General features: G+C 62.7%; 22 protein-coding genes. 9 read left to right on the top strand and 13 right to left on the bottom strand.

Annotated elements, in window-relative coordinates:
* Positions 1–11: 11 nt before the first annotated feature.
* Both QCE58_RS15165 and sauS read right to left on the bottom strand, forming a co-directional pair.
* Positions 12–1,625, bottom strand: a complete 1,614-nt coding sequence (locus tag QCE58_RS15165; protein ID WP_250441596.1) for an AMP-binding protein — start codon at positions 1,623–1,625, stop codon at positions 12–14.
* Entirely contained in the window at positions 1,622–3,085 is a 1,464-nt protein-coding gene (sauS, locus tag QCE58_RS15160; protein ID WP_250507850.1) for an acylating sulfoacetaldehyde dehydrogenase, read from the bottom strand. Before sauS ends, QCE58_RS15165 begins: the two co-directional genes overlap by 4 nt.
* A gap of 189 nt (positions 3,086–3,274) precedes the next feature.
* On the opposite strand from sauS, the gene QCE58_RS15155 reads away from it, so the two are divergent.
* Positions 3,275–4,054 (top strand): IclR family transcriptional regulator, encoded by a 780-nt coding sequence (locus tag QCE58_RS15155; RefSeq protein ID WP_175980328.1) that lies wholly within the window; start codon positions 3,275–3,277, stop codon positions 4,052–4,054.
* 42 nt (positions 4,055–4,096) lie between these two features.
* On the opposite strand, the gene QCE58_RS15150 is transcribed toward QCE58_RS15155, so the two are convergent.
* From QCE58_RS15150 to QCE58_RS15130, 5 genes are all read right to left on the bottom strand, one after another.
* Positions 4,097–5,536 carry an amino acid permease gene (locus tag QCE58_RS15150; RefSeq protein WP_008346042.1) on the bottom strand — a complete coding sequence of 480 codons (1,440 nt, stop codon included), beginning with the start codon at positions 5,534–5,536 and terminating at the stop codon, positions 4,097–4,099.
* Between the two features lie 84 nt (positions 5,537–5,620).
* A complete protein-coding gene (locus tag QCE58_RS15145) occupies positions 5,621–6,010 on the bottom strand; it encodes a nuclear transport factor 2 family protein (protein WP_250507851.1) in 390 nt (129 codons plus the stop codon).
* Between the two features lie 43 nt (positions 6,011–6,053).
* Positions 6,054–7,487 carry an FAD-binding oxidoreductase gene (locus tag QCE58_RS15140; RefSeq protein ID WP_175980327.1) on the bottom strand — a complete coding sequence of 478 codons (1,434 nt, stop codon included), beginning with the start codon at positions 7,485–7,487 and terminating at the stop codon, positions 6,054–6,056.
* A 483-nt stretch (positions 7,488–7,970) separates the two neighbouring features.
* Positions 7,971–9,701, bottom strand: a complete 1,731-nt coding sequence (locus QCE58_RS15135) for a cobaltochelatase CobT-related protein (protein ID WP_250522385.1) — start codon at positions 9,699–9,701, stop codon at positions 7,971–7,973.
* A complete protein-coding gene (locus QCE58_RS15130) occupies positions 9,698–10,684 on the bottom strand; it encodes an AAA family ATPase (protein ID WP_008346051.1) in 987 nt (328 codons plus the stop codon). The genes QCE58_RS15135 and QCE58_RS15130 overlap by 4 nt, the downstream gene beginning before the upstream one ends.
* A gap of 152 nt (positions 10,685–10,836) precedes the next feature.
* Here QCE58_RS15130 and QCE58_RS15125 point away from each other — a divergent pair, with 152 nt between their 5' ends.
* The 7 genes from QCE58_RS15125 to QCE58_RS15095 all read left to right on the top strand — a co-directional run bounded on the left by QCE58_RS15125 (position 10,837) and on the right by QCE58_RS15095 (position 19,794).
* Positions 10,837–11,589, top strand: a complete 753-nt coding sequence (locus QCE58_RS15125; RefSeq protein WP_008346053.1) for an IclR family transcriptional regulator — start codon at positions 10,837–10,839, stop codon at positions 11,587–11,589.
* 122 nt (positions 11,590–11,711) lie between these two features.
* On the top strand, positions 11,712–12,560 hold the full coding sequence (locus QCE58_RS15120) for an IclR family transcriptional regulator (protein ID WP_008346055.1): 849 nt from the start codon (positions 11,712–11,714) through the stop codon (positions 12,558–12,560).
* Positions 12,561–12,866: 306 nt separating this feature from the next.
* Positions 12,867–14,633 (top strand): sulfoacetaldehyde acetyltransferase, encoded by a 1,767-nt coding sequence (gene xsc / locus QCE58_RS15115; RefSeq protein WP_051078970.1) that lies wholly within the window; start codon positions 12,867–12,869, stop codon positions 14,631–14,633.
* Between the two features lie 65 nt (positions 14,634–14,698).
* Positions 14,699–15,712, top strand: a complete 1,014-nt coding sequence (gene pta / locus QCE58_RS15110) for a phosphate acetyltransferase (RefSeq protein ID WP_175980325.1) — start codon at positions 14,699–14,701, stop codon at positions 15,710–15,712.
* 9 nt (positions 15,713–15,721) lie between these two features.
* On the top strand, positions 15,722–16,546 hold the full coding sequence (locus QCE58_RS15105; protein WP_250503791.1) for an IclR family transcriptional regulator: 825 nt from the start codon (positions 15,722–15,724) through the stop codon (positions 16,544–16,546).
* Positions 16,547–16,764: 218 nt separating this feature from the next.
* Complete coding sequence (locus QCE58_RS15100; RefSeq protein ID WP_250522386.1) at positions 16,765–18,438, top strand: GMC family oxidoreductase; 1,674 nt, start codon at positions 16,765–16,767, stop codon at positions 18,436–18,438.
* Positions 18,439–18,480: 42 nt separating this feature from the next.
* Complete coding sequence (locus QCE58_RS15095; RefSeq protein WP_409014130.1) at positions 18,481–19,794, top strand: MFS transporter; 1,314 nt, start codon at positions 18,481–18,483, stop codon at positions 19,792–19,794.
* Between the two features lie 8 nt (positions 19,795–19,802).
* Here QCE58_RS15095 and QCE58_RS15090 read toward each other — a convergent pair whose 3' ends face one another.
* From QCE58_RS15090 to QCE58_RS15075, 4 genes are all read right to left on the bottom strand, one after another.
* Positions 19,803–20,108, bottom strand: coding sequence for a hypothetical protein (locus tag QCE58_RS15090; protein WP_250522388.1), 306 nt, complete (start codon positions 20,106–20,108; stop codon positions 19,803–19,805).
* Between the two features lie 90 nt (positions 20,109–20,198).
* Positions 20,199–20,825: a dual specificity protein phosphatase family protein gene (locus tag QCE58_RS15085; RefSeq protein ID WP_250437514.1), complete on the bottom strand. Its 627-nt coding sequence runs from the start codon at positions 20,823–20,825 to the stop codon at positions 20,199–20,201.
* Positions 20,818–21,321, bottom strand: a complete 504-nt coding sequence (locus QCE58_RS15080) for a hypothetical protein (protein WP_250522389.1) — start codon at positions 21,319–21,321, stop codon at positions 20,818–20,820. The genes QCE58_RS15085 and QCE58_RS15080 overlap by 8 nt, the downstream gene beginning before the upstream one ends.
* Positions 21,318–22,466, bottom strand: coding sequence for an MGDG synthase family glycosyltransferase (locus QCE58_RS15075; protein WP_008346069.1), 1,149 nt, complete (start codon positions 22,464–22,466; stop codon positions 21,318–21,320). The genes QCE58_RS15080 and QCE58_RS15075 overlap by 4 nt, the downstream gene beginning before the upstream one ends.
* A 299-nt stretch (positions 22,467–22,765) precedes the next feature.
* Between QCE58_RS15075 and QCE58_RS15070 the strand changes: the two genes are divergently transcribed.
* Positions 22,766–24,283, top strand: coding sequence for a PLP-dependent aminotransferase family protein (locus tag QCE58_RS15070; RefSeq protein ID WP_250441608.1), 1,518 nt, complete (start codon positions 22,766–22,768; stop codon positions 24,281–24,283).
* A gap of 10 nt (positions 24,284–24,293) precedes the next feature.
* Here QCE58_RS15070 and QCE58_RS15065 read toward each other — a convergent pair whose 3' ends face one another.
* On the bottom strand, positions 24,294–24,827 hold the full coding sequence (locus tag QCE58_RS15065; protein WP_008346072.1) for a cytochrome b: 534 nt from the start codon (positions 24,825–24,827) through the stop codon (positions 24,294–24,296).
* Positions 24,824–25,885, bottom strand: coding sequence for a catalase family peroxidase (locus QCE58_RS15060; RefSeq protein ID WP_250522390.1), 1,062 nt, complete (start codon positions 25,883–25,885; stop codon positions 24,824–24,826). Before QCE58_RS15060 ends, QCE58_RS15065 begins: the two co-directional genes overlap by 4 nt.
* Positions 25,886–25,902: the final 17 nt, after the last annotated feature.

Raw genomic sequence — 25,902 nt, 5'->3', positions numbered from 1 at the left:
AGCCGTGTCAGCTATACGAGCTTCAGGCGCTGCACCTTGCCCGAAGGTCCGCGCGGCAATGCATCGGTGAAGCGGAATTCACGCGGCGTCTTGTAACGGCCGAGTTCGCGCAGACAGTGCGCGCGCAAGTCGGCCACATCGAGCGATGCCGCGCCGCCGTTCGGCACGATGTACGCGACGATGTCCTGGCCATACGCCGCATCGGGCACGCCGACGGCCGCTGCTTCGAGCACGCCGGGATGACGCAGCAGCGCTTCGTCGATCTCGCGCGGCGCGATGTTCTCGCCGCCCTTGATGATCAGTTCCTTCGCGCGTCCATTGATGTAGAAGAAGCCCGCCTCGTCGCGATAACCGAGATCGCCGCTGCGCAGCCATCCGTCTTCCGTGAACGCGTTGCGCGTTTCTTCCGGACGCTTGTAGTAGCCGCTCATCAATTGCTCGCCGCGCAGCACGAGCTCGCCGGTTTCGTTGGGCGCGCACTCACGTCCATCGATGTCGACGATCTTCGCTTCGCCGCCGGAAGGCAAGCCGATACTGCCGATTCGCCTTAACGTTTCGTCGTACGGATTACTGAATATCGGCGCGGCGGTCTCCGTCATGCCCATCGTTTCAATGACGCCGATGCGAAAGCGCTTCTCGAACGCCCGATGATGATCGGCCGGTAACGCTGCCGACGCGCTGCGGCAAAATTTCAGCGCCGACAGATCGCAGCCCTCAGCGCCCTCGCCGTTCAGCAGATAAGCGACGATGGTCGGCACCACGTTGATCCATGTGCATCCGAACTGCGATGCCTCGTTCCAGAACGTGCGCGCCGAGAAACGCGGCGTCATCACGGCCGATCCGCCGTGCCACAGTGGCGACAGCAGCGCGACGACGAGACCGTTGATGTGATAGAGCGGCAACGATACGAGCACGCGATCATCATCGGATAGCCGATGTTCGTCGCTGATGTTGCGCATGTTGGCGAGCAGGCTGCGATGACTCAGCAGCACGCCTTTGGGCGCGCCCGTCGTGCCCGACGTGTACATGAGCAGCGCCGTATCGCCGGGATTCATCGCGCCCGCATCGCTCGCGACGATATGCGTGCCGGGCGTTTCGTCGCGCACGAGTCCGATCGTGCGTGACGGAAGCGTCGGGATATCGGGTAAAGCGTTCGCATCGGGCGACGTACGCACCACAGCGACGTCACGGTCCATGCCTTCGCGACGCAACACGTCGATCGCTTCGACGATGGTGTCGTGCGTGTCATCGGCGACGAAGATCGCGCGCGTCTCCGAATGCTCGACGATATAGCGCACCTGCGAAGGCTGACACAAGAGATTCAGCGGATTCGCCACCAGGCCGCTATACATCGCCGCCAGCAGCAGCCGCGCGGTCTGAATGCCGTTGCCCATGAAGACGGACACGACATCGCCCGCACGCAGGCCCGCAGCATGAAAACGCTCTTCCAGCGCGAGACATGCTTCGCGCAACGCGCCGAAGGTCAGCATGTCGTCCCCGACCGCGGAGAGCAGGAAGGGTTTGTCCGGCGCGCGTCCGGCGCGAGCGTCGATCAATGCGCGCAACGTGGATGCAACGACCGGCGCACGATCGGAAGGAACGATTCGATCCGCTAGCGCGCTCATCGCCCGATCCTCCTGAAGTAATCGCCGAGCAACGCGTCGACTTCCGGCACGCGCTCCGCAATCCGATACGCGATGCGCGTCACGTTCAGGTATTGCCGATAGCCGAGATTCGCCGAGAAGTTGTTGCCGCCCCAGGTGCCGCATCCCATCGACAGCGAGAACGGCAGGCCGTTGTCGAAGTTGCCGCCGGTCGCGAGGCAGTGCGCCTGATCGACGATCACGCGCGCCACCGGCAATTCAGTGCCGAGCCGGACGGCGAGGGCATCGTCCGCGCCGTGCACGCCGACCGAATGTCCCGCGCCCATGTATTCGTAGATGCCGCGCACGATGCCGATTGCGGCGTCGATGTCGCGCGCGCGATAGACCGTCAGCACGGGCGAGAGCTTTTCGCCGGAGAACGGATACTCGGCGCCGTAGCCGCTCTCCTCGACCATCAAGAACTTCGGCTCGCGCGCCGCGATATCGTCGAGGCCCGCTTCGCGCGCAATGGCCGTCGCCGAGCGCGCGGTGCAGCGCGCCGAGAGCTTGCCGTCGTGCCACATCGCCGCCTGCAACCGCGCCTTCTGCGCACCGTCGAGCAGCACGCCGCCCTGCTTCGTCAACGCATCGAGCATGCGTGCATGGATCGCGTCTTCGATCACGACACTGTTCTCCGATGAACAACTCGTCGCGTTGTCGAACGTCTTGGACGCGGCAATCTTGCGCGCTGCATCATCGGGAATCGCGCTCGCCGCGACGATCGATGCGACGTTGCCCGCGCCCACGCCGAACGCGGGCGTGCCGCTCGTATAGGCCATGCGGACGTTCGCCTGCGAGCCCGTCGCGACGACGAGATCCGCGAGCTTCATCAACGCGGCGGTCGCGGCCTTGCCGATCGGATGCGGCAACATCTGCACGAGATCGCGATCGAGACCGGCCTTCGCGAACTCCGCATGAATGAACTCGATGAGCAACGCGCACGACGAATAGCCCTTCGGTGAGGGCGCGACGATGACCGCGTTGCCGCACTTGAGCGCGTTGATGATCTTGTTGGCGGGCGTCGCGGCCGGATTCGTCGATGGCGTGATCGCCGCCACGACGCCGACCGCGCGCGCAATTTCGACGATGCCGTGTTCCTCGTCGCGGGCGATCACGCCCGTCGTCGCGACGCCGTGAAGATCGCGCAGCAGGCCGAGCGTCTTGCGATGGTTCTTGCGGAATTTGTCGTCGGCGTTGCCGAGGCCCGTATCGCGCACGGCCAGGTCCGCGAGTTGCCGGTTGCGCTGCGGCTCCATGATGGCCCACGCTGCGGCCGATGCAGCTAAGTCGAGCGTCTCCTGGCCCGCTTGTTCGAAGCGTCGTTGCGCGGCGCGCGCTCGCGTCACGAGCGCGGCAACGATGCGCTCCACATCGGGTTCTGGTTGATTCGGCGCATCGTCGTGAGGACGTGCGAGCGTCGCGCCGCTTGCCATGTGATTCATGCGATAAACCTCGGCTGTTGGAAGATTGAAGGTGCTCTCCAATCTAGTCAGCCGCGTCCGTCGCGCGGTCCCGTTTTCTGGACTAACGCGTGCAGCGATAGCGCGAGCATCGGAAATTCAGCTTTTCGGGACTTTTTAGAGTCCCGAAAACCGGTGTTTTCGACGCACAATGAAATAAAACCGAAAAGTATGCGAACGGAGACAAGCGTGACTTCGAATCAATCGAATGCCGCCGCCGTGCGCGCGTTTCGCGTGCTCGAAACGCTCGCCGAGGCGAATCGCCCGCTTTCCATGACCGAGCTCGTCGATGCATTGGGTCTGCCCAAACAGACCGTGCATCGCATCCTGGTGCAGTTGATGGACGCATGGCTCGTCACGCGCGGCGCAAGCGACAAGCTTTATGAATGCTCGGCGCGCGTGCGTACGCTCGCCATCAACGTGCTGATGCACGCGGGTCCCGCTGCGGCGCGTCATGCGCTATTGGAACAGCTCGTCATGCGCGTCGGCGAAACATGCAATCTGACGATGCTCGCGGGCAACGACGTCGTCTATGTGGATCGCGTCGAAACGGGATGGCCGCTGCGCATGCATCTGCAGCCAGGTTCGCATGTGCCGTTGCATTGCTCCGCAAGCGGCAAGCTGCTGCTGAGCTTTTTGCCGAAGGATCGGCGCGAACGCATGATCGAACGCTTGCCGTTGCGTTCGTATTCGGAGCGCACGATCACCGATCGCGACGCACTGCGCAAGGAGCTCGCATTGACACGCCGCCGCATGCTCGCCATCAACAATCAGGAGCATTTGCAGGGACTCGTTGCGATCGCGGTGCCGGTGATGCTCGATCGCAATCGCGCGTGTGCGGCGATTGCGATTCAGGCGCCGGTGGGGCGCGTGGCGCTCGATCAGTTGCTTGCGTTCGAACCCGATCTGCGCCGTGCTGCGGAAGAAACCGCGAAGACGTTCAAGGATTGAAGGCCGGTTTTCGATTCGGCAAACCGGCCTTTGCTTCAGTGCTTATCGTTCGCTGGTCTGGAGATGCCGCGTCGAGTGATGTTCGTCTTCGACCTCGACTTCCTTGCGGCCGCGCTTGAACACGACATACGCGACGATCAGAATGCCGAGACTCGCGACGCCCAGCCACAGCGGCTTGCGTTGATCGGGAATGAAGGCCATCGCGACGAGAATCGCCATCATCCCGAAGATCGCGAGCCACGTGAGATAGGGAAATCCCCACATGCGTACGCGCAGGTCGCTTACTTCGAAGCTCGTCATACGGCCGCGCAAGCGCAGTTGCGAAAACGCGATCAGCAGATACACGAAGATCGCCACCGTGCCATACGAATTCACGAGGAACGCGAACACCGTATCCGGCGATACATACGACATCACCACCGACACATACCCGAACACCGTGCCGAGCAGAATGGCGCGCGTCGGCACGCCGCGCTTGTTGACCTTCGCGAGTCCGAGCGGCGCATCGCCGTGACGCGTCAACGCGAACAGCATGCGCGATGCCGCATAGAGGCCCGAGTTCAGCGCGGACAGCACGGCGGTGAGGACGATCGCGTTCATCACGTTGGCTGCGGCGGGCATGCCCATTACTTCGAGCGCGCTGACATAAGGCGTCGCCATCTGGTGCGAATTCCACGGCACCAGCGCGACGACGAGCGCCACCGATCCGACATAGAACACGAGCACTCGCGTGATGACGGAATTAGTTGCCTTCGCAACTGCCTTCGCAGGCTCCTTCGCTTCGGCCGCCGCGATCGTGACGATTTCCGCTCCGAAGTAGAAGCCGGTCGCCGCGACCGCGCCTGTCATCACGGGCCCGATGCCCTTCGGCATGAAGCCGCCATGGCCGAGGAACGTCGCGGCGACATCGGTCGTGTGCATCGATGCGGGCCAGAAGCCGCAGACGTACAGGCCGCCGAGAAACAGGAACACGATGATCGCGCCGACCTTGATCGACGAAAACCAGAACTCGAATTCGCCATAACTGCCGACCGAAATGAGATTGGTCAGCGTGAGCACGACGAGCAACACGAGGCTGATCATCCATGCAGGCACATCCGGTATCCAGAACTGCACGAGCTTCGCGCCCGCGACTGCTTCGAGCGCGATCACGATGACCCAGAAGTACCAGTACATCCAGCCCGTCAGGAACCCGGCGAGACGGCCCGGCCCGCGCTGCGTCTTGAACGCGAGCCGCGCATATTCGTAGAACGAGCCGACGGCGGGCATCGCGCAGGCCATCTCGCCGAGCATACGCATGACGAGAACCACGAGGCCGCCCGTGATGAGAAACGAGAGAATCGCCGCGGGTCCGGCCTGCTGGATCACCACGCCGCTCCCGACGAATAGTCCGGCGCCTATGACGCCGCCCAATGCGATCATCGTCATGTGGCGCTGCTTGAGGCCACACTTGAGATCGCTCTGCTCCGTACTCGATTGCATGTCGTCTCCTGATTTGCTTGTACCGATTCGGCGCTCGCCCGCGGGTTCGTTGCCGGCGGGTCGAGGCGTTCGTTCAATGACGCTTCAAAGCGCCGGACGATCCTTTCGATAGGCGTTCTTCACCGCGATCCTGCCATTGCTGAACGTGAAGACGTCCACCATGCGCGCCTCGATGCGCGAGCCGTCCGCCTTCGTGCCGCGAAACGTCGATTCCGATACGCCGCGATTGCCGCTCACGAAGTGCTCGCCGTCATTCCACGATGCATCGGGAAAGGTTTCCCACGCAAGCGTGAAGCCCTTGCGCACTTCGTCCCGGCCCTTGAACGTGCGGCCCAGCGCATCGGGTCCGGCCACGCCGTGAAAAACGCATTCGTCCGCCATGCAGTTCATCAGCGCGTCGATGTCGTGGCGGTTCCAGGCATCGTTGAACGTCTGCAAGAGGCGAATGTAATCCTGATTCGTTTGTGTGCTCATGTGTCGATGTTTTCAGTGCGTTGCGAAAGAGACCAAAATGCGTTCAGCGCTTCTCGTCCTGCGCCAGATACTTGTGATACAGAAACCGTTGGCCGACGCGGCGGAACGGCGCGAAGCCTTTCCACTTCACCATGCCCATCACGTTCGGATATTCGAGCGCGGAGTCGTAGATCGGCAGATCGTCGCGGCTGTGCTGCCACTTTCCCGCGACGCGCTCGGCCATGCGCCGCCCCGCATGCGCGGAGAACGACACGCCGTTTCCGCCATAACCGACTGCATAAAAAATGCTCTGCTGCGGATCGGGTTGCGCGACGCGCGGCATCATGTCGTGACTCACATCGACCCAGCCCCACCACGAGTAATCGATGCGAATGCCTTTGAGCGATGGAAACTTGCGATGCAAGCCCTCGATGAGCACGTCCATATGGCGAGGGTTTGCCGCATCGGCGCCGGTGATCGCGCTGCGGCTGCCGATCTGCACGCGGTTATCCGGCAACAGCCGATAGTAGAAGCGCAGCGTGCGCGTATCGGTAATGACCTGGCGCGAGAGGAAATTGGTCGATGCGAGTTCTTCCTGCGTAAGCGGCCGCGTAACGAGCGAGTTTGAGAGTATCGGCATGATCTTCGCGGATAGCGCGCGATGCATGTCGTTGCGCGTATAGCCGCCGGTCGCGAACGCGATCGCCTTCGCGCGAATCACGCCGCGCGGCGTGCGGACATGATGCACGCCGCGAATCGTCTCGACGTTGAGGACCGGCGTGCCCGGATGCACCTTCACGCCGAGCGAGCGCGCCATACGCATATAGCCGAACGCGAGCTTCAACGGATGCACGCCGATGCCATCGGGCTCCAGCAGCGCGCCGCAATTCTCGCGATCGTCGACATACGATTGCGCGACTTCCTTCGCGCTCAGCATGCGCGCGTCGTAGCCGAATACGTCGCGCATCACTTTGCATTCGTTCGCGAGAAAGTCCATCTTGCGCGCGCGATGCGCGATGTACAGATGCCCGCCCGGCTGCGGATCGCATGTGAACTCGCCGATCAATTGCTTGAAGGTGTCGAAACCTTCGCGGATCTCGGCATCGAGCCTGAGCGCCGTCTGCTTGCCCCAGCGTTCGATCCATTGCGAGCGATAGAGGCGTCCGCTCGCGTTCTGCCCTTGCCCGCCGTTGCGGCTCGTGCAGCCCCATGCCGTGCGATTCGCATCGACGATGGTCGCGCGGATGCCATGTTCGCGCGCCAGAAAGAGCGCCGTCGAAAGGCCGGTGAATCCCGCGCCGACGATCAGCACGTCGACGTCGGCATCGCCGGGCAAGGGGCCGTCGTCTTCGGGCGGCTCGCCTGCGGTCGCGACCCAGTAGGTGGGCGCGTAATCCATCGGCTGACGGCCGATGGGCGAAACGAGCGGGTCGTAGAGCGGATCGTATGGGGCGCACGCGCCACGAAAGGCCGGCGCAACGTAGTCGAGAGTAGCCACCGATGACTCCTTGGAAAGTACCCTCATACTGCACCGAACTCGACGTACCGCTTAGAGCCACGCCGAAACCATCGTTAGTGCCAGGATGCCGCCGCCGCTGGCCCCAGCGATTGGTCGCGTCTGGCACTACGACGCGCGCTTTTTGTCTGGTCATACTGGGCCGAATCCCTTCTCTCTCGCACCGAATGTCTCGGGAGGCCAATGATCATGCGGAGTGACCCATGCCGAAGCGCTTTCAGGCATCGAAGGGCAAGCATTCATGCCTTCGAGTCATCTTCCCGCCGATCTGCGCAGCGTTGCCTTTCGCTCCGATGAGCGTTTCGATCGCCTCTTGCGCGCGAAGAGCATCGCGCGGCTCGTGATGGAACGTGTGCCGAGATCCACGTCGTCGGCAAGCGCTGGCAAGTCATGCCATGCCGCGATGTCGACGAAACCGCCATCGTCTTCATCGGCCTGTTCGAAACCGACGACATACATCGCGCGTTAAGTCGTGCCTCTGCGCCGCGCACCGAGCCATGCGGCGAGCTTCGCGAATAGCGTCATGTCCGGCGCAACGCTCAGATCCACTGCGAAGTGATGCCGATAGTACGTGCTCAAATCGAGGCCGACGCCAAGGCCGAGCACTTCCACAGCGCGCGATGCTTCGTGCTTCTCGACGACCTCTCTCAAGTGCTGATCGAGATAGTTCGGATCGTTGGCTTGCGCGGTCGCGCTGTCCATCGGGCTTCCATCGGAGATGACAACGAGGATGCGGCGCGCTTCGTCACGCGCGATGAGCCGCGAGCATGCCCAATCCACCGCTTCGCCGTCGATACCTTCGCGGAACAGATCGGCCTTGAATAGCGCCGCGATATCGCGTCGCCCGGCACGCCAGCCTGCATCCCCTTCCTTGAAAATCATGTTGCAGGCTTCGTTGAGCCGGCCCGGATACTTCGGCCGGCCCTTCGCGAGCCAGTCGAGCTTCGCGCGCCCGCCATTCCATGCGCCGGTCGTGAAGCCGAGCACTTCCGTCGTGACGCCCGCCATGCCAAGCGCTCGCACGAGCACGTCGATCATCACCGTGACCGGCTCGATGCTCGCCTTCATCGAGCCCGAGCAGTCGATGAGAAAGCCCACCGCACAGTCCGCGTGCGGACGTTCGCGCTCGCGTCTGAATACGCGCCGCTCATCCGGCGATGCCACCACTTGCGCGAGCCGCCGGCCGTCGATGCGCCCGTCTTCCTCGCCGAACGACCAGCCATCGCGACGCGGCACGGTGATCGATGCCTGCAACATGCGCGCGAGACGCGGCACGTTGATATGCCGCGCGGCAATCAGAGCGTCCAGCCGCTCGCGATATTCGCGCAACAACGCGGCCCGGATCAGCGTCGATGGGCGAACGGTCTTGTCGTAACGCGTGGTGAAGATGCGATACGCCTCGCCCGTCGCCTCGCGCGCGCTGCTGTCGCCACTCGCAGCGAGCGCCAGCCGTTCGAGTTCGCCATGTTCGTCGTCGGTATCGAACCAGGTGCCGAGCATGGTGCGCGCGGCATCTTCTTCTTCGTCGTCGGATGAATCGCTCTCGACGAACGTGTGCCGCACTTCCTGCACCATTTCGCCTATCGTTCGCGCGATTTCCAGCGCATGGACCGCATACGCGCGCTGGTCGTGACGATGGCGGCGCATGCCCGCAAGCGCATTGCCGAGCGATGGCGCGAGCGCCGCACGGGTCGCTTCGATGAGCCCTTCGGTTTCTTCGAGCACGGCGCGGCCCGAAAGACGCGACTGCGCCATTTGCGCGGCCGTGTAAATCAACAAGCCGATTTCGCTGTCGAGCAAGCCCGATTCGTAGCACGCGAGCGACCACGCATCGAAGCGATGCCGCACATTGCGCTTCACGCCTTCCATGCCGGAAGGCACGCGCGTTTCGCAGCGCAACTGTTCGAGCATGTCGAAGACCATGCGCGCGACGGGTTCACCGGGAGCGAGTTCGCGATGCAGCGCGGCATCCGAATGCGCGATGCGCAACGCGGACGCATCGGCCGCGCCGCGCGTCGAATCGGCGTCATCTTCCTCTCTGTGCTCGCCGCGCAAATGTGGCGCACGCAACGGCACCGGCCGCAGATGCCGATACAACTTGCCACCGCGGTAATGCAATGCGTCGTCGCCGGTCAGGGCTCGCACGGTGGCCGCGCACAGCGCATCGCGTCGCGCGCGTTCGCGCGAGTCGTTCATCGCGCCGACTCGTCGTGCCACTGCGATGGCGTATCGAGTTCCTCGCCGAACGCGCGCTGAAAATATTCCGCGACGATCGGCCGTTCCGCTTCATCGCATTTGTTCAGGAAAGTGAGACGCAGCGCGAGCTTCGTATCGCGGAAAACTTCGCGGTTTTCCGCCCAGCTAATGACGGTGCGCGGCGACATCAGCGTCGACAAATCGCCCGCCGCGAAGCCGCGCCGCGTGAGGCCCGCCATGCTCACCATCGAATCGACGAGCGCGCGGCCCGCGTCGTCATCGAGCTGCGGCACGCGCGCGAGCACGATGCGGGCCTCTTCCTCGCGCGACAGATAGTTGAGCGTCGCGACGACGTTCCAGCGATCGATCTGCGCGTGATTCAACATCTGCGTGCCGTGATACATACCGTTCAGGTTTCCGAGGCCGATCGTGTTGGTCGTCGCGAACAGCCGAAAAAAACGATGCGGCTGGATCACGCGGTTCTGGTCGAGCAGCGTAAAACTGCCGTCGCGTTCCAGAATTCGTTGAATCACGAACATCACGTCGGGACGGCCGGCGTCGTATTCGTCGAACACGAGCGCAACCGGCCGTTGCAGCGCCCAAGGCACGATGCCTTCCTGAAACTCGGTGATCTGCACGTCGTCGCGCACGACGATCGCGTCCTTGCCGACGAGATCGAGGCGGCTCACGTGGCCATCGAGATTGACGCGCATGCAAGGCCAGTTGAGCCGTGCCGCCACCTGTTCGATGTGAGTCGACTTGCCGGTGCCGTGCAGCCCCTGCACCATCACGCGCCGGTTGAATGCGAAGCCGGCGAGAATCGCCAGCGTGACCTCGGGATTGAAGCGGTACGCCTCGTCGATTTCCGGAACGTGCGGATCGCGCGTGCTGAACGCAGGAACGTCCAGATCGGTGTCGATTCCGAAAAGCGAGCGCACGGACACCTTCCGATCCGGCTCGTCCATCCATGTGTCGCGCATCATGAGGCTTCGTCTCCCGTAGCAGAGACTTCAGCATAGCAACTATTCTTTTTCGGAACAATTCATTTCGTTTATTTTTATCCAAACGGCGTATGAGGCGGCGATCGGCACCTCATTTAAAATAATGTCGACAAATTGATATGGAAATCATGCCGATGGACAAGCCCGACACGCCCACGCTGCGCGCCTTCGCGCTGCTGGAATATCTGGTCCAGGCGGGCAACCCCGTGTCGCTGACGGACATGGCCGACGACATGGGTATGCCGAAGCCTTCGCTGCATCGCATGCTCGCGTCGCTCGAAGCGGGCGGACTCGTGATTCGCGAGCCCGGCGACCGAAACGCGTATGTCGTCGGCCCGCGTCTCGCGCAACTCGGTCTCAACGTGATGACGCACGCGGGCGCACGGCGTTTGCGTCATGCGATCCTCACCCGGCTCGTCTCCGATCTCGGCGAGACCTGCAATCTGACGATGCTGCATGAAAACGAAGTGCTGTATCTGGATCGCGTGGAAGCGCCGTGGCCGCTCAGGCTCGACCTCAAGCCCGGCTCGCATGTACCCGTCTGGTGCAGCGCGAGCGGCAAGCTGCTACTCGCGCTGCAACCGCGCGAGGAACGCAATGCGCTCGTGCGCGCGATGAAACTCGAGCGCTACACCGCAAACACGATCACCGACACGGAAATGCTGGAAGCGGAATTGGACCGCATCGCGAAGAAGGGCGTGGCGATCGACAACGAGGAGTTCGTGCAGGGCATCGTGTGCGCGGCCGCGCCCATCGCCGACGCGCACGGCACATGTATCGCGGCGATCGCCGTTCACGCGCCTGTGTCGCGCACGCCGCTCTCGCGCGCGCTGGAAATGGTGCCGCGTCTGAAGGAAGCCGCGGTGGAGTTGGGCAAGACATTCTGAAGGCCCGTTCCGGATCAGCCGTATAAAAAAACGCAACCGAGCGTTCTGAAAATCGTGGCGTCGCCGCCGCTTCCCGGCGTAAAGTAGTCGTAATCCGAAACCAACCGTTCCGTTTCCGATTCATGCGCGACGTCACACATCTCGATCCTTCCGAACACGCCGGCGATGAAGCACGGACGCTTCGCCCGCTTGCCGTGCTCGAACAACTGGCGGCCGCCGGCCACGCCTACACGCTGTCGCAACTGGCGGCGCGCGTACGCATTCCCAAGGCGACATTGCTCCGGCTGATCGATTCGCTCGAAGCGCAGGGCTATGTCACGCACATGCCCGACTCGCGCGGCACCGATCGCGGCATCGCGCTCGGGCCGCGCGCCGCCCAGCTTGCACTCGCCACGCTCGCCAACAATTCGTTCACGCGCGCATGCCGGTCGATCCTGCGCTCGCTCGTCGACGTGATCGGCGAAAGCTGCAATCTCACCGCGCTCGACGGCGATACCGTCCTTTACATCGAGCGCGTCGAAACGGCCGAGCCGCTGCGCTTGCACATGCAGGCCGGCATGCGCGTGCCGCTGCATTGCACGGCGAGCGGCAAGCTGTTTCTTTCGCAGATGCCGCTGGCCGAGCGCCGCCAGATTCTCGGACGCCTCACGCTCACCAAGAAGACGCATCGCACGCTGACTGACCGGTCGTTGCTCGAAGCCGAGCTCGACCGGCTCGCGGCGCGCGGGATCGGCATCGATAACGAGGAGTTCGTGCTCGGCATGGTCGCGGTCGCGGTGCCCATCACCGACGCCTCCACCGGGCGCGCGCTCGCGTGCCTCGCCGCGCATGCGCCGACCGCGCGCGCGAATCTCAACGATCTGCTGCAGGCGGTTCCGCAGTTGCGCGAAACCGCCGTGAAACTCGCAACGCTCATCGATACGTCCGACGGACTGACGCTCATGACGCGTCAACGCCCCGCCGCACGCTGACTCCGCATTTCGCCGAACTTCCCGCCGAACTTCCCGCCGAAGCCCGCCGCACGGGCATCGGCGGCGATTCGCCCTTCTTTTGAACGACTTCGTTCCGATTTTTTTTAGAGACGAATCATTCCATTTATTCGAAAAACAGGTTGACCGCGGAATCGGCGTGTCATACGATGTCTTCACGATACGAATTCCGGAACCGAACGTTCCGTTTTATTTCACCCGGAGACATTCATGAGCGAGCACGACCAAGCACGTCCGTCCAAGACCACCCTCGCCGCCACCGGCGCGGCGCCCAGCGGTCCGCAGGCGATGACCCCGTCCGAAGCATTCGTCGAAACGCTCGCCGCCAATGGCGTGACCGAGATGTTCGGCATCATGGGTTCGGCATTCATGGACGCGATGGACATCTTCGCGCCCGCCGGCATCCGTCTCATTCCGGTCGTGCACGAGCAGGGCGCGGGTCATATGGCCGACGGCTATTCGCGCGTGTCCGGTCGTCACGGCGTCGTCATTGGTCAGAATGGTCCGGGCATCAGCAATGCGGTGACGGCCATCGCTGCGGCGTACTGGGCGCACAGCCCGGTCGTGATCGTCACGCCGGAAGCCGGCACGATGGGCATCGGCCTCGGCGGTTTCCAGGAAGCGAAGCAACTGCCGATGTTCCAGGAATTCACGAAGTATCAGGGCCACGTCACGCATCCGGCGCGGATGGCCGAATTCACCGCGCGCTGCTTCGATCGCGCGATGTCCGAAATGGGACCGACGCAGCTCAATATTCCGCGCGACTATTTTTACGGCCAGGTGAAGGTCGAGATTCCGAAGCCGCAGCGTCTCGATCGCGGCCCCGGTGGCGACCAGAGCCTGAACGAAGCGGCCGATCTGCTCGCGCAAGCGAAATTTCCCGTCATCATCTCGGGCGGCGGCGTGGTGATGTCCGATGCCATCGAAGAGTGCAAGGCGCTCGCGGAACGTCTGGGCGCGCCGGTCGTCAACAGCTATCTGCATAACGACTCGTTCCCGGCGAATCATCCGTTGTGGTGCGGCCCGCTCGGTTATCAAGGCTCGAAGGCGGCGATGAAGCTGCTCAGTCAGGCCGATGTCGTCATCGCGCTCGGTTCGCGCCTCGGACCGTTCGGCACGCTGCCGCAGCACGGTCTCGACTACTGGCCGAAGGAAGCGAAGGTCATCCAGATCGATGCGGATCACAAGATGCTCGGCCTCGTGAAGAAGATTTCCGTCGGCATTTGCGGCGATGCGAAGGCGACTGCCATCGCGCTCACGCAACGTCTCGCGGACCGCAAGCTCGATTGCGATGCGACGAAGGATGCCCGCGCGAAAACCATCGCTTCTGAAAAAGCCGCGTGGGAGAAGGAGCTCGACGAGTGGACGCACGAGCGCGATCCGTACAGCCTCGACATGATCGAAGAGCAGAAGGGCGAGAAGCCCTTCAGCGGCGGCCAATATCTGCATCCGCGTCAGGTGTTGCGCGAACTCGAAAAGGCGATGCCGGAAGACGTGATGGTCTCGACGGACATCGGCAACATCAACTCGGTCGCGAACAGCTATCTGCGCTTCAACAAACCGCGCAGCTTCTTCGCGGCGATGAGCTGGGGTAATTGCGGCTATGCGTTCCCGACGATCATCGGCGCGAAGGTCGCGGCGCCGCATCGTCCGGCCGTGTCGTATGCGGGCGATGGCGCCTGGGGCATGAGCCTGATGGAGACCATGACATGCGTGCGCCACAACATTCCGGTGACGGCCGTGGTCTTCCATAACCGTCAATGGGGCGCGGAGAAGAAGAATCAGGTGGACTTCTATAACCGCCGCTTCGTCGCGGGCGAGCTCGACAATCAAAGCTTCGCCGAGATCGCGAAGGCGATGGGCGCGGAAGGCATCGTCGTCGACAAGCTGGAGGATGTGGGCCCGGCGCTGAAGAAGGCCATCGATCTGCAGATGAATCATGGCAAGACGACGATCATCGAAATCATGTGCACGCGTGAGCTCGGCGATCCGTTCCGCCGCGATGCGCTCTCGAAGCCGGTACGCATGCTGGACAAGTACAAGGACTACGTCTAAGTCCTGCCTCACGCCGCTGGGCGCCCGCGCAGCGGCGCTTTCCGACCGACCATCGAGAGCCCGCCATGAAAGCCATGCATCGCATCATCGATCAGGCTCGCGACCTGCCGATGCGCGTCGTCCTCTCCGAAGCCGAAGACACGCGCGTCCTTCAGGCGGCGCAACGCGCGCACAGGGAAGGTATCGCGCGCATCGTGCTCGCGGGTGCGAAAGCGCGCGCGTATCAGGTCGCGGATGGCGCGGGCATCGATCTCGAAGGCATCGAGGTGATCGATCCTTCTCAATCATCGCTTGGCGAACGCTTTGCGGAAGAGCTTTTCGCGTTGCGCGAGAAAAAGGGCATGACGCCCGATCAGGCGCGCGCCGCCGTGCGCGATCCGCTGTGCTTCGCGAACCTCATGGTGCGTATGGGCGAGGCCGACGGATCGGTCTCCGGCGCGGTCAACACGACGGCGGATGTCGTGCGTAACGCGATTCAGATCATCGGCGTTCGGCCTTCATTCAAGCTCGTTTCCAGCTTCTTTCTGATGATGCTCTGCGAGCCCTTTCATACGATGAAAGGCGGCCTCGTCTTTTCCGATTGCGCGCTCGTCGTCGAGCCGAATGCGGAGCAACTCGCCGAAATCGCGATGGCCGCGGCCGACAGCGCACGCAGTCTTCTGATGGAAGACCCGCGCGTCGCGATGCTGTCGTTTTCGACGAGCGGCAGCGCGCATCATGCGGCCGTCGACAAGGTCATCGAAGCGACGCGGCGCGTGAAGGAAGCGCGCCCCGGCCTCGCCATCGATGGCGACGTGCAGCTCGACGCCGCGATCGTCGCCGAAATCGCGATGCGCAAGGTGCATCACTCGCAGATCGAAGGACACGCCAACACGCTGATCTTCCCGAGTCTGGAAGCGGGCAACATCGGCTACAAGCTCGCGGAGCGCATCGGCGGTGCGAAGGCTATCGGCCCGTTGTTGCAAGGGCTGGCGAAGCCCGCCAACGATCTGTCGCGCGGCTGCAGCGCGGACGATATCTTTCACGTAATCGCCGTGACTTGCGTGCAGGCGCAGGCAGCGCGGCATCACCCGGCGTGAGCGCGCAACATGGACACGCGAGCCGATACGGAAGCCTTCGCTCACCCTGGATCGACGGACAGCGCGCCGCTCGCCGAAAGCGCCGCGCGCAACGAAACGCCTACGCTGCGCGCATTCAGCGTGCTCGAACATCTGGTCGCGGCGAAGGGCGCGCTGTCGCTCGCGGAGCTGGCGAACATCATCGAGCAACCGAAGGCATCGCTGCATCGCATGTTGCAATCGCTCGAAGCGGGCGGCTTCGTCGCGCGAGAACCGGGCCAGAAGAACGCTTACGTGATCGGCCCGCGCCTCGAACGGCTCGGCGTCGACGTGATGATGCACAGCGGCGCGCGGCGCCAGCGTCATGCGATTCTGGAGCGTCTCGTCGCCGATCTCGGCGAAACGTGCAACCTGAGCACGCTGCACGACACGCAAGTGCTTTATCTCGACCGCTGCGAATCGCCGTGGGCGCTGCGACTGGAGCTCAAGCCCGGATCGCATGTTCCCGCGCATTGCAGCGCGAGCGGCAAGCTGCTTCTTTCGATGATGCCGCGCGACGAACGCAGCGCGCTCGTTCGCGCGATGCGGCTCGAACGCTTCACGCCCAACACGCTCGACGATCCGAACCTGCTCGAAGCGGAACTGGATCGCATCGCGAACAAGGGCATCGCCGTCGATAACGAAGAGTTCGTGTTGGGCATCGCCTGCGTCGCCGTGCCGGTTTTCGACTCGCGCGGCAAGTGCATCGCGGCTATCGCCGTGCATGGGCCGGTCTCGCGCATGGCGCTGTCCCGTGCGCTGACGTTCGTGCCGCGCCTGCAGGAAGCCGCCGCCGAGCTCACGGGCACTTTCTGACGCGCCGCAGCATCGTTACTTCGGATGGCGAATCAATAAATCGCGGCTCAGGGACAACCCCAATCCCCCTTCCGCTTCTGAATCGGAATTCGCACTTTCCGTTTCACTTTCGCGAGCTTCCGCGCTTTTCTCTTGGCTTCCTTGCCCGCTTCTTCCACATTGAACGAAACGCAAGCGAAACGATTCGTTCCAAAAGAAGACCTCAGGAGACAGGTGTCATGCAGCAGGAAGTCGATTACGTCATCGTCGGTGCGGGCTCGGCAGGTTGCGTGCTCGCCAACCGTCTGAGCGCCGATCCGTCCAACACCGTGCTGCTGCTCGAAGCGGGCGGGCCCGATGCGAGCCCGTGGATTCATATCCCCGTCGGCTACTTCAAGACCATGCACGATCCCGAGCTCGACTGGTGCTATCGCACGGAACCGGACGATGCCGTCGCAGGACGCAGCATCGACTGGCCGCGCGGCAAGGTGCTGGGCGGCTGCAGTTCGCTCAACGGGCTGCTCTATGTGCGCGGTCAGCGCGAGGACTACGATCGCTGGGCCGAACTCGGCAACGCGGGATGGAGTTACAAGGACGTGCTGCCCTACTTCAGGAAATCGGAAGATCAGGAGCACGGCGCGAGCGAATATCACGGCGCCGGCGGGCCGTTGAAAGTATCGGATTTGCGCTTGCGCCGTCCGATCGCCGATCACTTCATCGCGGCGGCGCAGGAAATCGGCATCCCGTTCAACGAGGATTACAACGGCGCGACGCAAGAAGGCGTCGGCTATTTTCAGCAGACGGCCTACAAGGGCTTTCGCTGGAGCACCGCGAAGGGCTTTCTCAAGCCGGTGCGCGACCGGCGCAATCTTATCGTCGAGACGCGGGCGCAAACGCGCAGGGTGCTGTTCAACGGCAAGGAAGCGGTCGGCATCGAGTACATGCATGAAGGCGTCGTGAAGAAAGTACGCGCGCGTGTCGAAGTGATTCTCGCGGCTGGCGCGATCGGGTCGCCGCAGATTCTGCAGAACTCGGGCGTCGGGCCTTCGAGCGTGTTGAACGGCGCAGGCGTGCAAGTGAGGCACGACCTGCCGGGCGTGGGCCGGAATCTGCAGGATCATCTGCAAGTGCGGCTTGTGTTCAAGACGCGCGAGCGGACGTTGAACGACGAGGTCAACAATCCGCTGAAGAAAGCGCTCATCGGCTTGCAATACGTTATCTCGCGCACCGGGCCGCTGACGCTCGCGGCGAGCCAGGTTGCGATCTTCACGCGTTCGTCGCCGGATGTCGCGCGTCCCGACATCCAGTTTCACATGCAACCACTTTCCGCCGACAAGCCCGGACAAGGCGCGCATCCGTTCTCGGCGTTCACGTCTTCGGTGTGTCAGTTGCGGCCGTACAGCCGCGGCAGCGTCGAGATTCGCTCGAACGATCCGCTGCAATATCCCGCGATTCATGCGAATTATCTTTCCGACGAACGCGATCATCCCGTCGTGATCGGCGGCATCAAGGTGGCGCGACGCATCGCGGCGGCGCCTTCGCTCGCGAAGCACATCGTGTCGGAGTTCATTCCTGGTTCGGAGTATCGAACCGATGCCGATCTGCTCGACGTCGCGCGCAAGTTCAGTCAGTCGATCTATCACCCGGCGGGCACCTGCAAGATGGGCAACGATGCATCCGCGGTCGTCGATGAGCGCCTGAAGGTGCGCGGCATCGGACGACTGCGTGTGGTCGATGCGTCGATCATGCCGGAGCTCGTATCGGGCAACACGAATGCGCCTGTCATCATGATCGCGGAGAAGGCGGCCGACATGATTCTCGAAGACCAGCGCTATCAGCACGTCACGCATGTGGAAGACGTAACCCCGGTCGTTGCGGAAAAGCCCATGGCCCATGCAGGCCAAAGAGACTGAGCACAAGTCTCGAACCCATCACGGAGACAAACCATGAACGCACTGCCCCGAACCGATGGCAAACAGATGAGAAAGGTCGTCGTCGCAAGTCTGATCGGCGCGACGATCGAGTGGTACGACTTCTTTCTATACGGCGTGGTCGCCGGCATCGTCTTCAACAAGCTCTATTTTCCAGGCAGCGATCCGCTCATCTCGACGATGCTCGCTTACGGCACCTTCGCCGTCGGCTTTCTCAGCCGGCCGCTGGGCGGCGTGATCTTCGGGCACTTTGGCGACCGCGTCGGCAGAAAGAGCATGCTCGTGATGACGCTGACGATCATGGGCGTCGCGACGGTGTTGATCGGCATGGTGCCGACGTATGCGCAGATCGGCATATGGGCGCCATCGCTGCTGCTGTTTCTGCGCGTGCTGCAAGGCATCGGTCTCGGCGGCGAATGGGGCGGCGCCGTGCTGATGGCGTTCGAATACGCACCCGAGAACAAGCGCGGCTTCTATGCGAGCATTCCGCAGATCGGCCTCGCGCTCGGCTTGTGTCTGTCGTCGGGCGTCGTCGCGGGGCTCTCGCTCATGCTGACCGACGCGCAGTTCCTCGCATGGGGCTGGCGTATCGCGTTCTTCCTGTCGTTCGCGCTTGTGCTCATCGGCATGTATATCCGCCTGAACGTGATGGAAACGCCGGAGTTCGCGCGCATCCAGAAGACGGGCAGCGAAGCGCGCATGCCGATCGTCGATGTCATCACGAAGTATCCCGGCAATACGCTTGCGGGCATGGGCGCACGCTTCATCGATGGCGTGTTCTTCAACGTGTTCGGCGTGTTTTCGATTTCTTATCTCACCGGCACGCTGCATCTGCAACGCACGGACGCGCTGCTCGGCGTAATGATCGCCGCGTTCGTGATGATCTTCACGATTCCGTTCTTCGGACGGCTGTCGGATCGCGTTGGGCGTGCGCGCATTTACTTCTGGGGATCGCTTGCGACCGGGCTTTCCGCGTTCCTCGGCTTCTGGCTCATGAAGAATAGCGGCGGCAATACGATGCTCGCGTGGCTCGCGGTCGTGATTCCGCTCGGCGTGGTTTATGCATCGATCTATGGTCCGGAAGCCGCGCTCTTCTCCGAACTCTTCGACGCGAAAGTGCGCTACTCGGGCATCTCGTTCGTGTATCAGTTCTCGGGGATCTTCGCGAGCGGCATCAGCCCGATCATCGCGACGTGGCTCTTGCAACGCAACGGCGGCGATCCGTGGATGATCGCGGGATACTGCCTCGCAGCGGGAATCGTCAGTGCGATGTCCGCGGCGTGGGTCGGGTTGCGGCAGAGAAGGGAGATGGCGTTTTCGGTGCGGGGCGCGAGTTGACTTGCAGCTCAGAAGAAGAGACTCATCAAAAACTTCACCGGCCTGAACGACACCGGCTCGGCGTGCTCGTCGAGCGAGAGCCGGGCGAAATAGACGGCGTATGCGGGCACTTCGCGCCAAATCGAATACGCGTCCATCGCCCTGACTTCACGCGGAAACGCACCCGGCAAGACCGTTGCGCCAAGGCTCTCGAACGCGAGCTGCGCTCGTGGAAGGTGGAAATAGCGAGCAAAGACCCGCACGATGACACTTAAACGCGGTCTCGAGCCGCGCCGCAAGAATGGGCTTTGGCGTGCCGTCACCTTGGAGCGCATATCGGAAGAGCACGGCGACGTCGGCGCGTTCGAAAGGCACGGTGATACGTCGCAGGCAGATCAGCACCATGCGAATCATGGAGGCGCGCATCACGCGGGACTCCCCGCAACGCCAACCTGCCGCCTCAACCATTCGACATCGACGTGCTGCAGATAGCTTCTGATGTTTCCCCACACCGGATGAAATCCATAGCCGCCATGCAGCAACTCATCTTCGGCCTGTTGCCTGGTCCACCCTTGATACACCACGCGATACAGCGCCGATACCAGCCCCGTGCGATCCGCGCCATGCTGACAGTGAATGAGAATCGGACCATCGCGGTCGACATCGCGCAGCGCCTTGAGCGCGGCGATCATGTCCTCGTCCTTGATGTTCCATGTGTTGATACGGATGCGCTGCAGCGCGATGCCGCTGCCTTCGAGAACATCCTCATCGGAATGAAACGAACGGAAGCTGACGATCTTGCGGATACCCAGTGCGCGCAGTTGCACGATATCGGCCGCCGATATCTGCGCGCTCCGATAAAGCGAAGGCGTGATGCGATGAAGATTGTCGACGCCTGCGTACACGATCGGTTCGGCCCAGTTCAGCGGGCGTTCGACCGTCATGGATGCAGACGTGGCCGGAGCGGGCGCTGCCGCCATCTTCGACTGCAGGACGTATGCCGCAGCGATGAAGCCCGCGCCGTAAAACAAAATGCGGAAGACTTTATTCATGCGACGACCGCCCCGTGCCAGGCTCACGCGACAGATGAAACAACACGAGCGCTGCAATGCTCATGGTCCAGTAATCGGTGGGTGCGAACCCGATCCAGTGCTTGTGCCAGGGCACATGAAGCGCATCGAAGCGATCGATGCCGAACGCGGGATTGAGAACGAACCAGAGAAAGTCTTCGATCAGCCAGAACGTCATGACGCATGCGACGATGCGCGCCTCGATGCGCCATGACCATCGACCGAAAAAGATCACGGGCAGATGAAAGAACAACGCGACGAATGGAAAGACCCACGCGTGATACCCCGTCATCGGTCTGCCGCCCCAGAAGATGTCGAGCAACCAGTGATGTTCGATGCGCCATGTCGGCAAGCTCGCGGCCCAACCTGCGTTGCCTTCGATCTGCATTTCGACGTTGGCGAACAAGAAGCCCAGCAGCGCGACCCAGCCGACGAGCGCGAGCGTGCGCCCGCCAGGCACGAGGACACGTGCGTTCATGCCGCCACCTTTGTATCCGGATTGCCGAGCGCATCGCACACCGTATCCAGAACGAAACGTGCTGCATACGGACGCGAGAGCGGCGCGATTCGCTCGCGCATCGCATCGAGCCGGGCCGGATCGTCGAGCAGCGCGCGAACGCGATACTCCAGCGCCACTGCATCGACGGCTTTCAGCGCGACGCCGTGTTCGAGCAGGTAATCCGCATTGCGCTCTTCCTGCCCCGGGATCGGCGAGGTGACGATCATCGGCAGTTTCATTGCGAGGCACTCGGACGTGGTCAGCCCGCCAGGCTTCGTGATGACGAGATCGGAACACGCCATCAGGCGCTCGACGTTGGGCGTGAAGCCGGAAACGTGCAAACGTGCTGGATGGAACGCGCACAGTTTTCGCAACGCGGCGCGCATCGCTTCGTTGCGACCCGCCAAAGCGATCAACTGAAAATCGCCGTCCATGTTCAGCAGACGTTCGGCGAGTGCGTCGAGCGCGCCAAGACCTTCGCCGCCGGACATCATCAACAGAGTCATGCGCGCAGGGTCCAGGCCGCATTGCGCCGCGCACGCCGCGCGGTCGAGAGGCTCGCTGAAGGCGGGCATGACAGGTATCCCGCCGATGTGAACCGATGCCGATGAAACGCCGCGGTTCGTCATGCGCCAGGCGACTTCGTCGTTTGCGGCGAAATATCCCTGCATGCCCGGCACGACCCACATGCGATGAAGATCGAAGTCCGTGACTTGCACCCACACCGGCGTATGAATGTTGCCGAGACGACGTTCACGCGAAAGCAACTCGGCAGGCAGGAAATGCGTGCAAATGATCGCATCGGCGCGATGCCGCTCGATCTCCGTTATCAGCGCGCGGCAGTTGAGCCGCTCGACCGCGCGTCGAAGACGTTCGCCGAATGATCGTGGCGAAGCGCTGTCCGTCTTCTGATAGAGATAACTCCAGAGGGCCGGCTGGCGAGCGACCAGTTTGATGTAGAACTCCGCGTAAAGCGCCTTGAAACTTGCGGGAACGAAGTCCATGACATCGAGATGCACGGCTTCGACACTTGCGGGATGAGTCTTTGCATACGCGCACAGCGCCTCTGCTGCGCGAACGTGGCCGGCGCCCGCGCTCACGCTTAGAACAAGAACCTTGGGCATACTTATCGGAAAGCTCGATGGGGTGACTGTTCGATTCGGCTTGGAGATCACGCCAGCGCGCCGCCGATATCGTCAATAGAACCAACTTACGAAGTCGTCATCCGTGAGAAAACGCAGGCGATTCTATTCAATCGTCGCGCCGCATCCGCTATCCGGGATCATTTTTTACTTCAGCGTCATCGCGCGAACGGATTCGCGGCTAACAGCTCGTCTGCCTTCGGGCTATTTTTCAACTGGCGCGACAGGCAAGCCCCACGTAATATCGACACATCCAATAAACGTTCCACAAGGAGACATGCATGCCCATCCGTCCTACCGCGATGCTTTGGGCGCAGCTCTTCGAGCGCTCGCGGGTCTCGGGGATGAGCCTGCAAAACCAGATCCGCCAGATGATCGTCAATGCGATCCTGAGCGGTCATATCGCGCCCGATTCCGCCTTGCCTTCGAGCCGCGAACTCGCCGATCAGCTCAACGTGTCGCGCAACACCGTCGTGCTCGCGTATCAGCAACTCGTCGAGGAAGGCTACCTCGTCTCGCGCGAACGCAGCGGCCATTTCGTGAATCCGGCAACCGACGAGTTGCAACGCGGCTTCACCGCAGCGGGCGTCGCGGAAACATCGAGCATCGAGACGCAGCAAGGTCATCCCGACTGGAGCGCGCGCATCCGGCACGCCCCGTCGCATCAACGCAATATCGTCAAGCCGTCGAACTGGCAGAGTTACGAATATCCCTTTATTTACGGGCAATTCGACACCGAACTCTTCCCGACGAGCGACTGGCGCGAGAGCTGCATGCACGGCTTGTCGGTGATGGAAATCCGCAACTGGGCGCCCGATCTCATCGAACGCGACGACGAAACGCTCGTCGAACAAATACGCACGCGCGTGCTGCCGCGTCGCGGTGTCTTCGCGATGCCCGAAGAGATCGTCGTCACGAACGGCTGCCAGCAGGCGCTCTATCTCATCGGCGCGTTGTTGTGCGGCACGCAGACGAAAGTCGGCATGGAGAACCCCGGCTATCCCGATGCGCGCAACATCTTCCAGCATCACAACGCGCAAATCGTGCCGCTCGAAGTGGACGAAGACGGCGCCGTCATCGACGATGAAAGCGTGATCGCGCCTTGCGATTACGTGTATGTCACGCCGAGCCATCAATGTCCGACGACCGTCACGATGCCCATCGAGCGGCGACGCAAGTTGCTCGACCTGTCGGTGAAGCATGATTTCATCGTCGTGGAGGATGACTACGAGAGCGAGAACACGTTCTCGGGCACGCCGCATCCCGCGTTGAAGAGCCTCGATACGGCAGAGCGCGTCGTCTATATCGGTTCGCTGTCGAAGACGCTCGCGCCAGGACTGCGGCTCGGTTATATCGTCGCGCCGCGCGAGCTGATACGCGAGCTGCGCGCGCTGCGCCGTCTGATGATTCGTCATCCGGCCGCGTACATCCAGCGCGCATTCGCGACCTTTCTCGCGCTCGGTCATCACGACACGCTATTGCGCAAGCTCGGGCGCGTCTACAAGGAACGCGCCGAAGTGCTGATGGATGCGCTCGCCACGCATCTGCCGGAATTGCGCGCATCGAACGTGACGGGCGGCGCTTCGTGCTGGGTCGAAGGTCCGCCGTGGCTCGACGCGACGCGTCTCGCGAAAGACGCGCAAGCGCTCGGCGTGCTCATCGAACCGGGCAGCGTGTTCTTCGCCGATCCCGCCGATGGCCAGCGATGCTTCCGCATGGGTTTTTCAGCGATACGCGCGGAGCTGATCGAGCCGGGCGTGCGGGCGCTCGCCCAAGTCGTGCAGCAGCGGCGCCCCTGAACGTGCGCGTCTATTTCCACGGCGCCATCGCGTGAAAGACGCCATCGCGACGCACGAGCGCATGAAACAGCGCCGCCGCGAGATGCACGACGATCAGCGCGAAGAAGCACAACGCGAGGAACCGATGCGCGTTCCAGAGCAGCGTGTGCAACGAATTGCTATGCGGCAAAAGTGACGGCAGGCGATAGCCGCCTATCACGACCGGATAATCCGCCGCCGACAACATGCCATAGCCGAGCAATGGCAACGCGATCATCAACGCATAGAACGCATAGTGCGATAGATGCGCGGCGAGCTTCATCGGCTCGGGCATGTTCGCGGGCAGCGGCGGCGCACCGCGCGCGATTCGCACGGCGAGACGGATCAGCGCGAGCACGAGTATCGCGATGCCGAGCGGCTTGTGTATCGACACGAGCGTCAGATAGTCCGGCCTCACCGTCGACACCATGCCGACGCCGATGAACAGCATCGACAGAATGCAGATCGCCATGATCCAGTGCAGGGCGCGTTGCAGCGGCGAGAACCGCTCGTTGATCGCGTTCATTGCTGCGCTCCTTGCGAAGGCGTGTGCGGATAGGCCTTGTCCTCGGCGGTGCGTCGATTGAACGATACGGAATAGGCAGCCGAGCGCGCGGCAGGAAACGGATCGTCCGATACGCGCATGCCCGAGGGCAGCACGGTCGGATCGAAGTTGAGATCGCGGCAAGGACCGTCCGGCTCCGGTTCGATGGCTTTCACGACGAGCGTGCCCACTTCGACCGTATGCCGGTCTTCCGGCCACGCCTTGCTCGGGTCCGCGGTCGGATCGCCGGGATTCGCGACGGTGACGACCATCGCCCAGCGTTGCGGCGCGCTTTGCACGCGCTGCGTGATCTCCGCATCGAGAAAATTCGCGCCCTTCTGCTTCAATTCGTCCGGCGTCAGCGTCTCGGGCTTCGCGGCGGGAACGAAGGACCAGCGCACCGTCTGATCCTGTCCCTCCGCGTTCGTGAAGACGAAGCTGTTGAGGCTGTTGTAACGCTCGTCCGCATACGATGCCGTCCACGGCGCACTGCCGGCCCACGCGCCGAACGCAGCGATCTCCGGGTGCGCGGCGGCGAACTTCTGCATCGACTCGGGATCGCTCTTGTTCGCGAGCGCGCGTTGCAGGTCGAAAAAGGCCTGCGGTGTCGCAACGGGGAAGAACGGCGCATCGATCATCGCGGAGCGCCACTCGCTGCCGTCGGGCATCACGATGCGCAGGCTCAGGCCGCGCACGCGCGCCATCGCATCCGATGCTTTCGGGTCCGGCGTCGCGAGATTGAAGCGCCCCGTGACGGGATACGTACCCGGCATGAACATCCTGGCTTTGGAGATTGCCGCGCCCGAGCCGTTGGATTCGAAATCGCCGCTGAAGCAGATGCCCTTCGCATGATTGCGTCTGAAGCCCGGCACCGCGCCGCCCGGTGGCGCGAGGCTGCCCACGATCTTCGCCGGTGTGAGGCGATTCGGCGTGAGCCAGCCCGCCGTGTAGGCGAAGGCCGCGACCAGCACGGCGACGATGGCCGCGATGAGGATCAGCGCGGGAAGAGGCGAACGCGGGGAAGCGGATTTGTCAGGCATCGTAGTCTCTCGATCAA

This window comes from Caballeronia sp. LZ028 (assembly GCF_031451415.1).
Lineage (GTDB): Bacteria > Pseudomonadota > Gammaproteobacteria > Burkholderiales > Burkholderiaceae > Caballeronia > Caballeronia zhejiangensis.
Note: the sequence above shows the minus strand (reverse complement) of the source record. Positions and strands in the feature narration are given on the sequence as shown.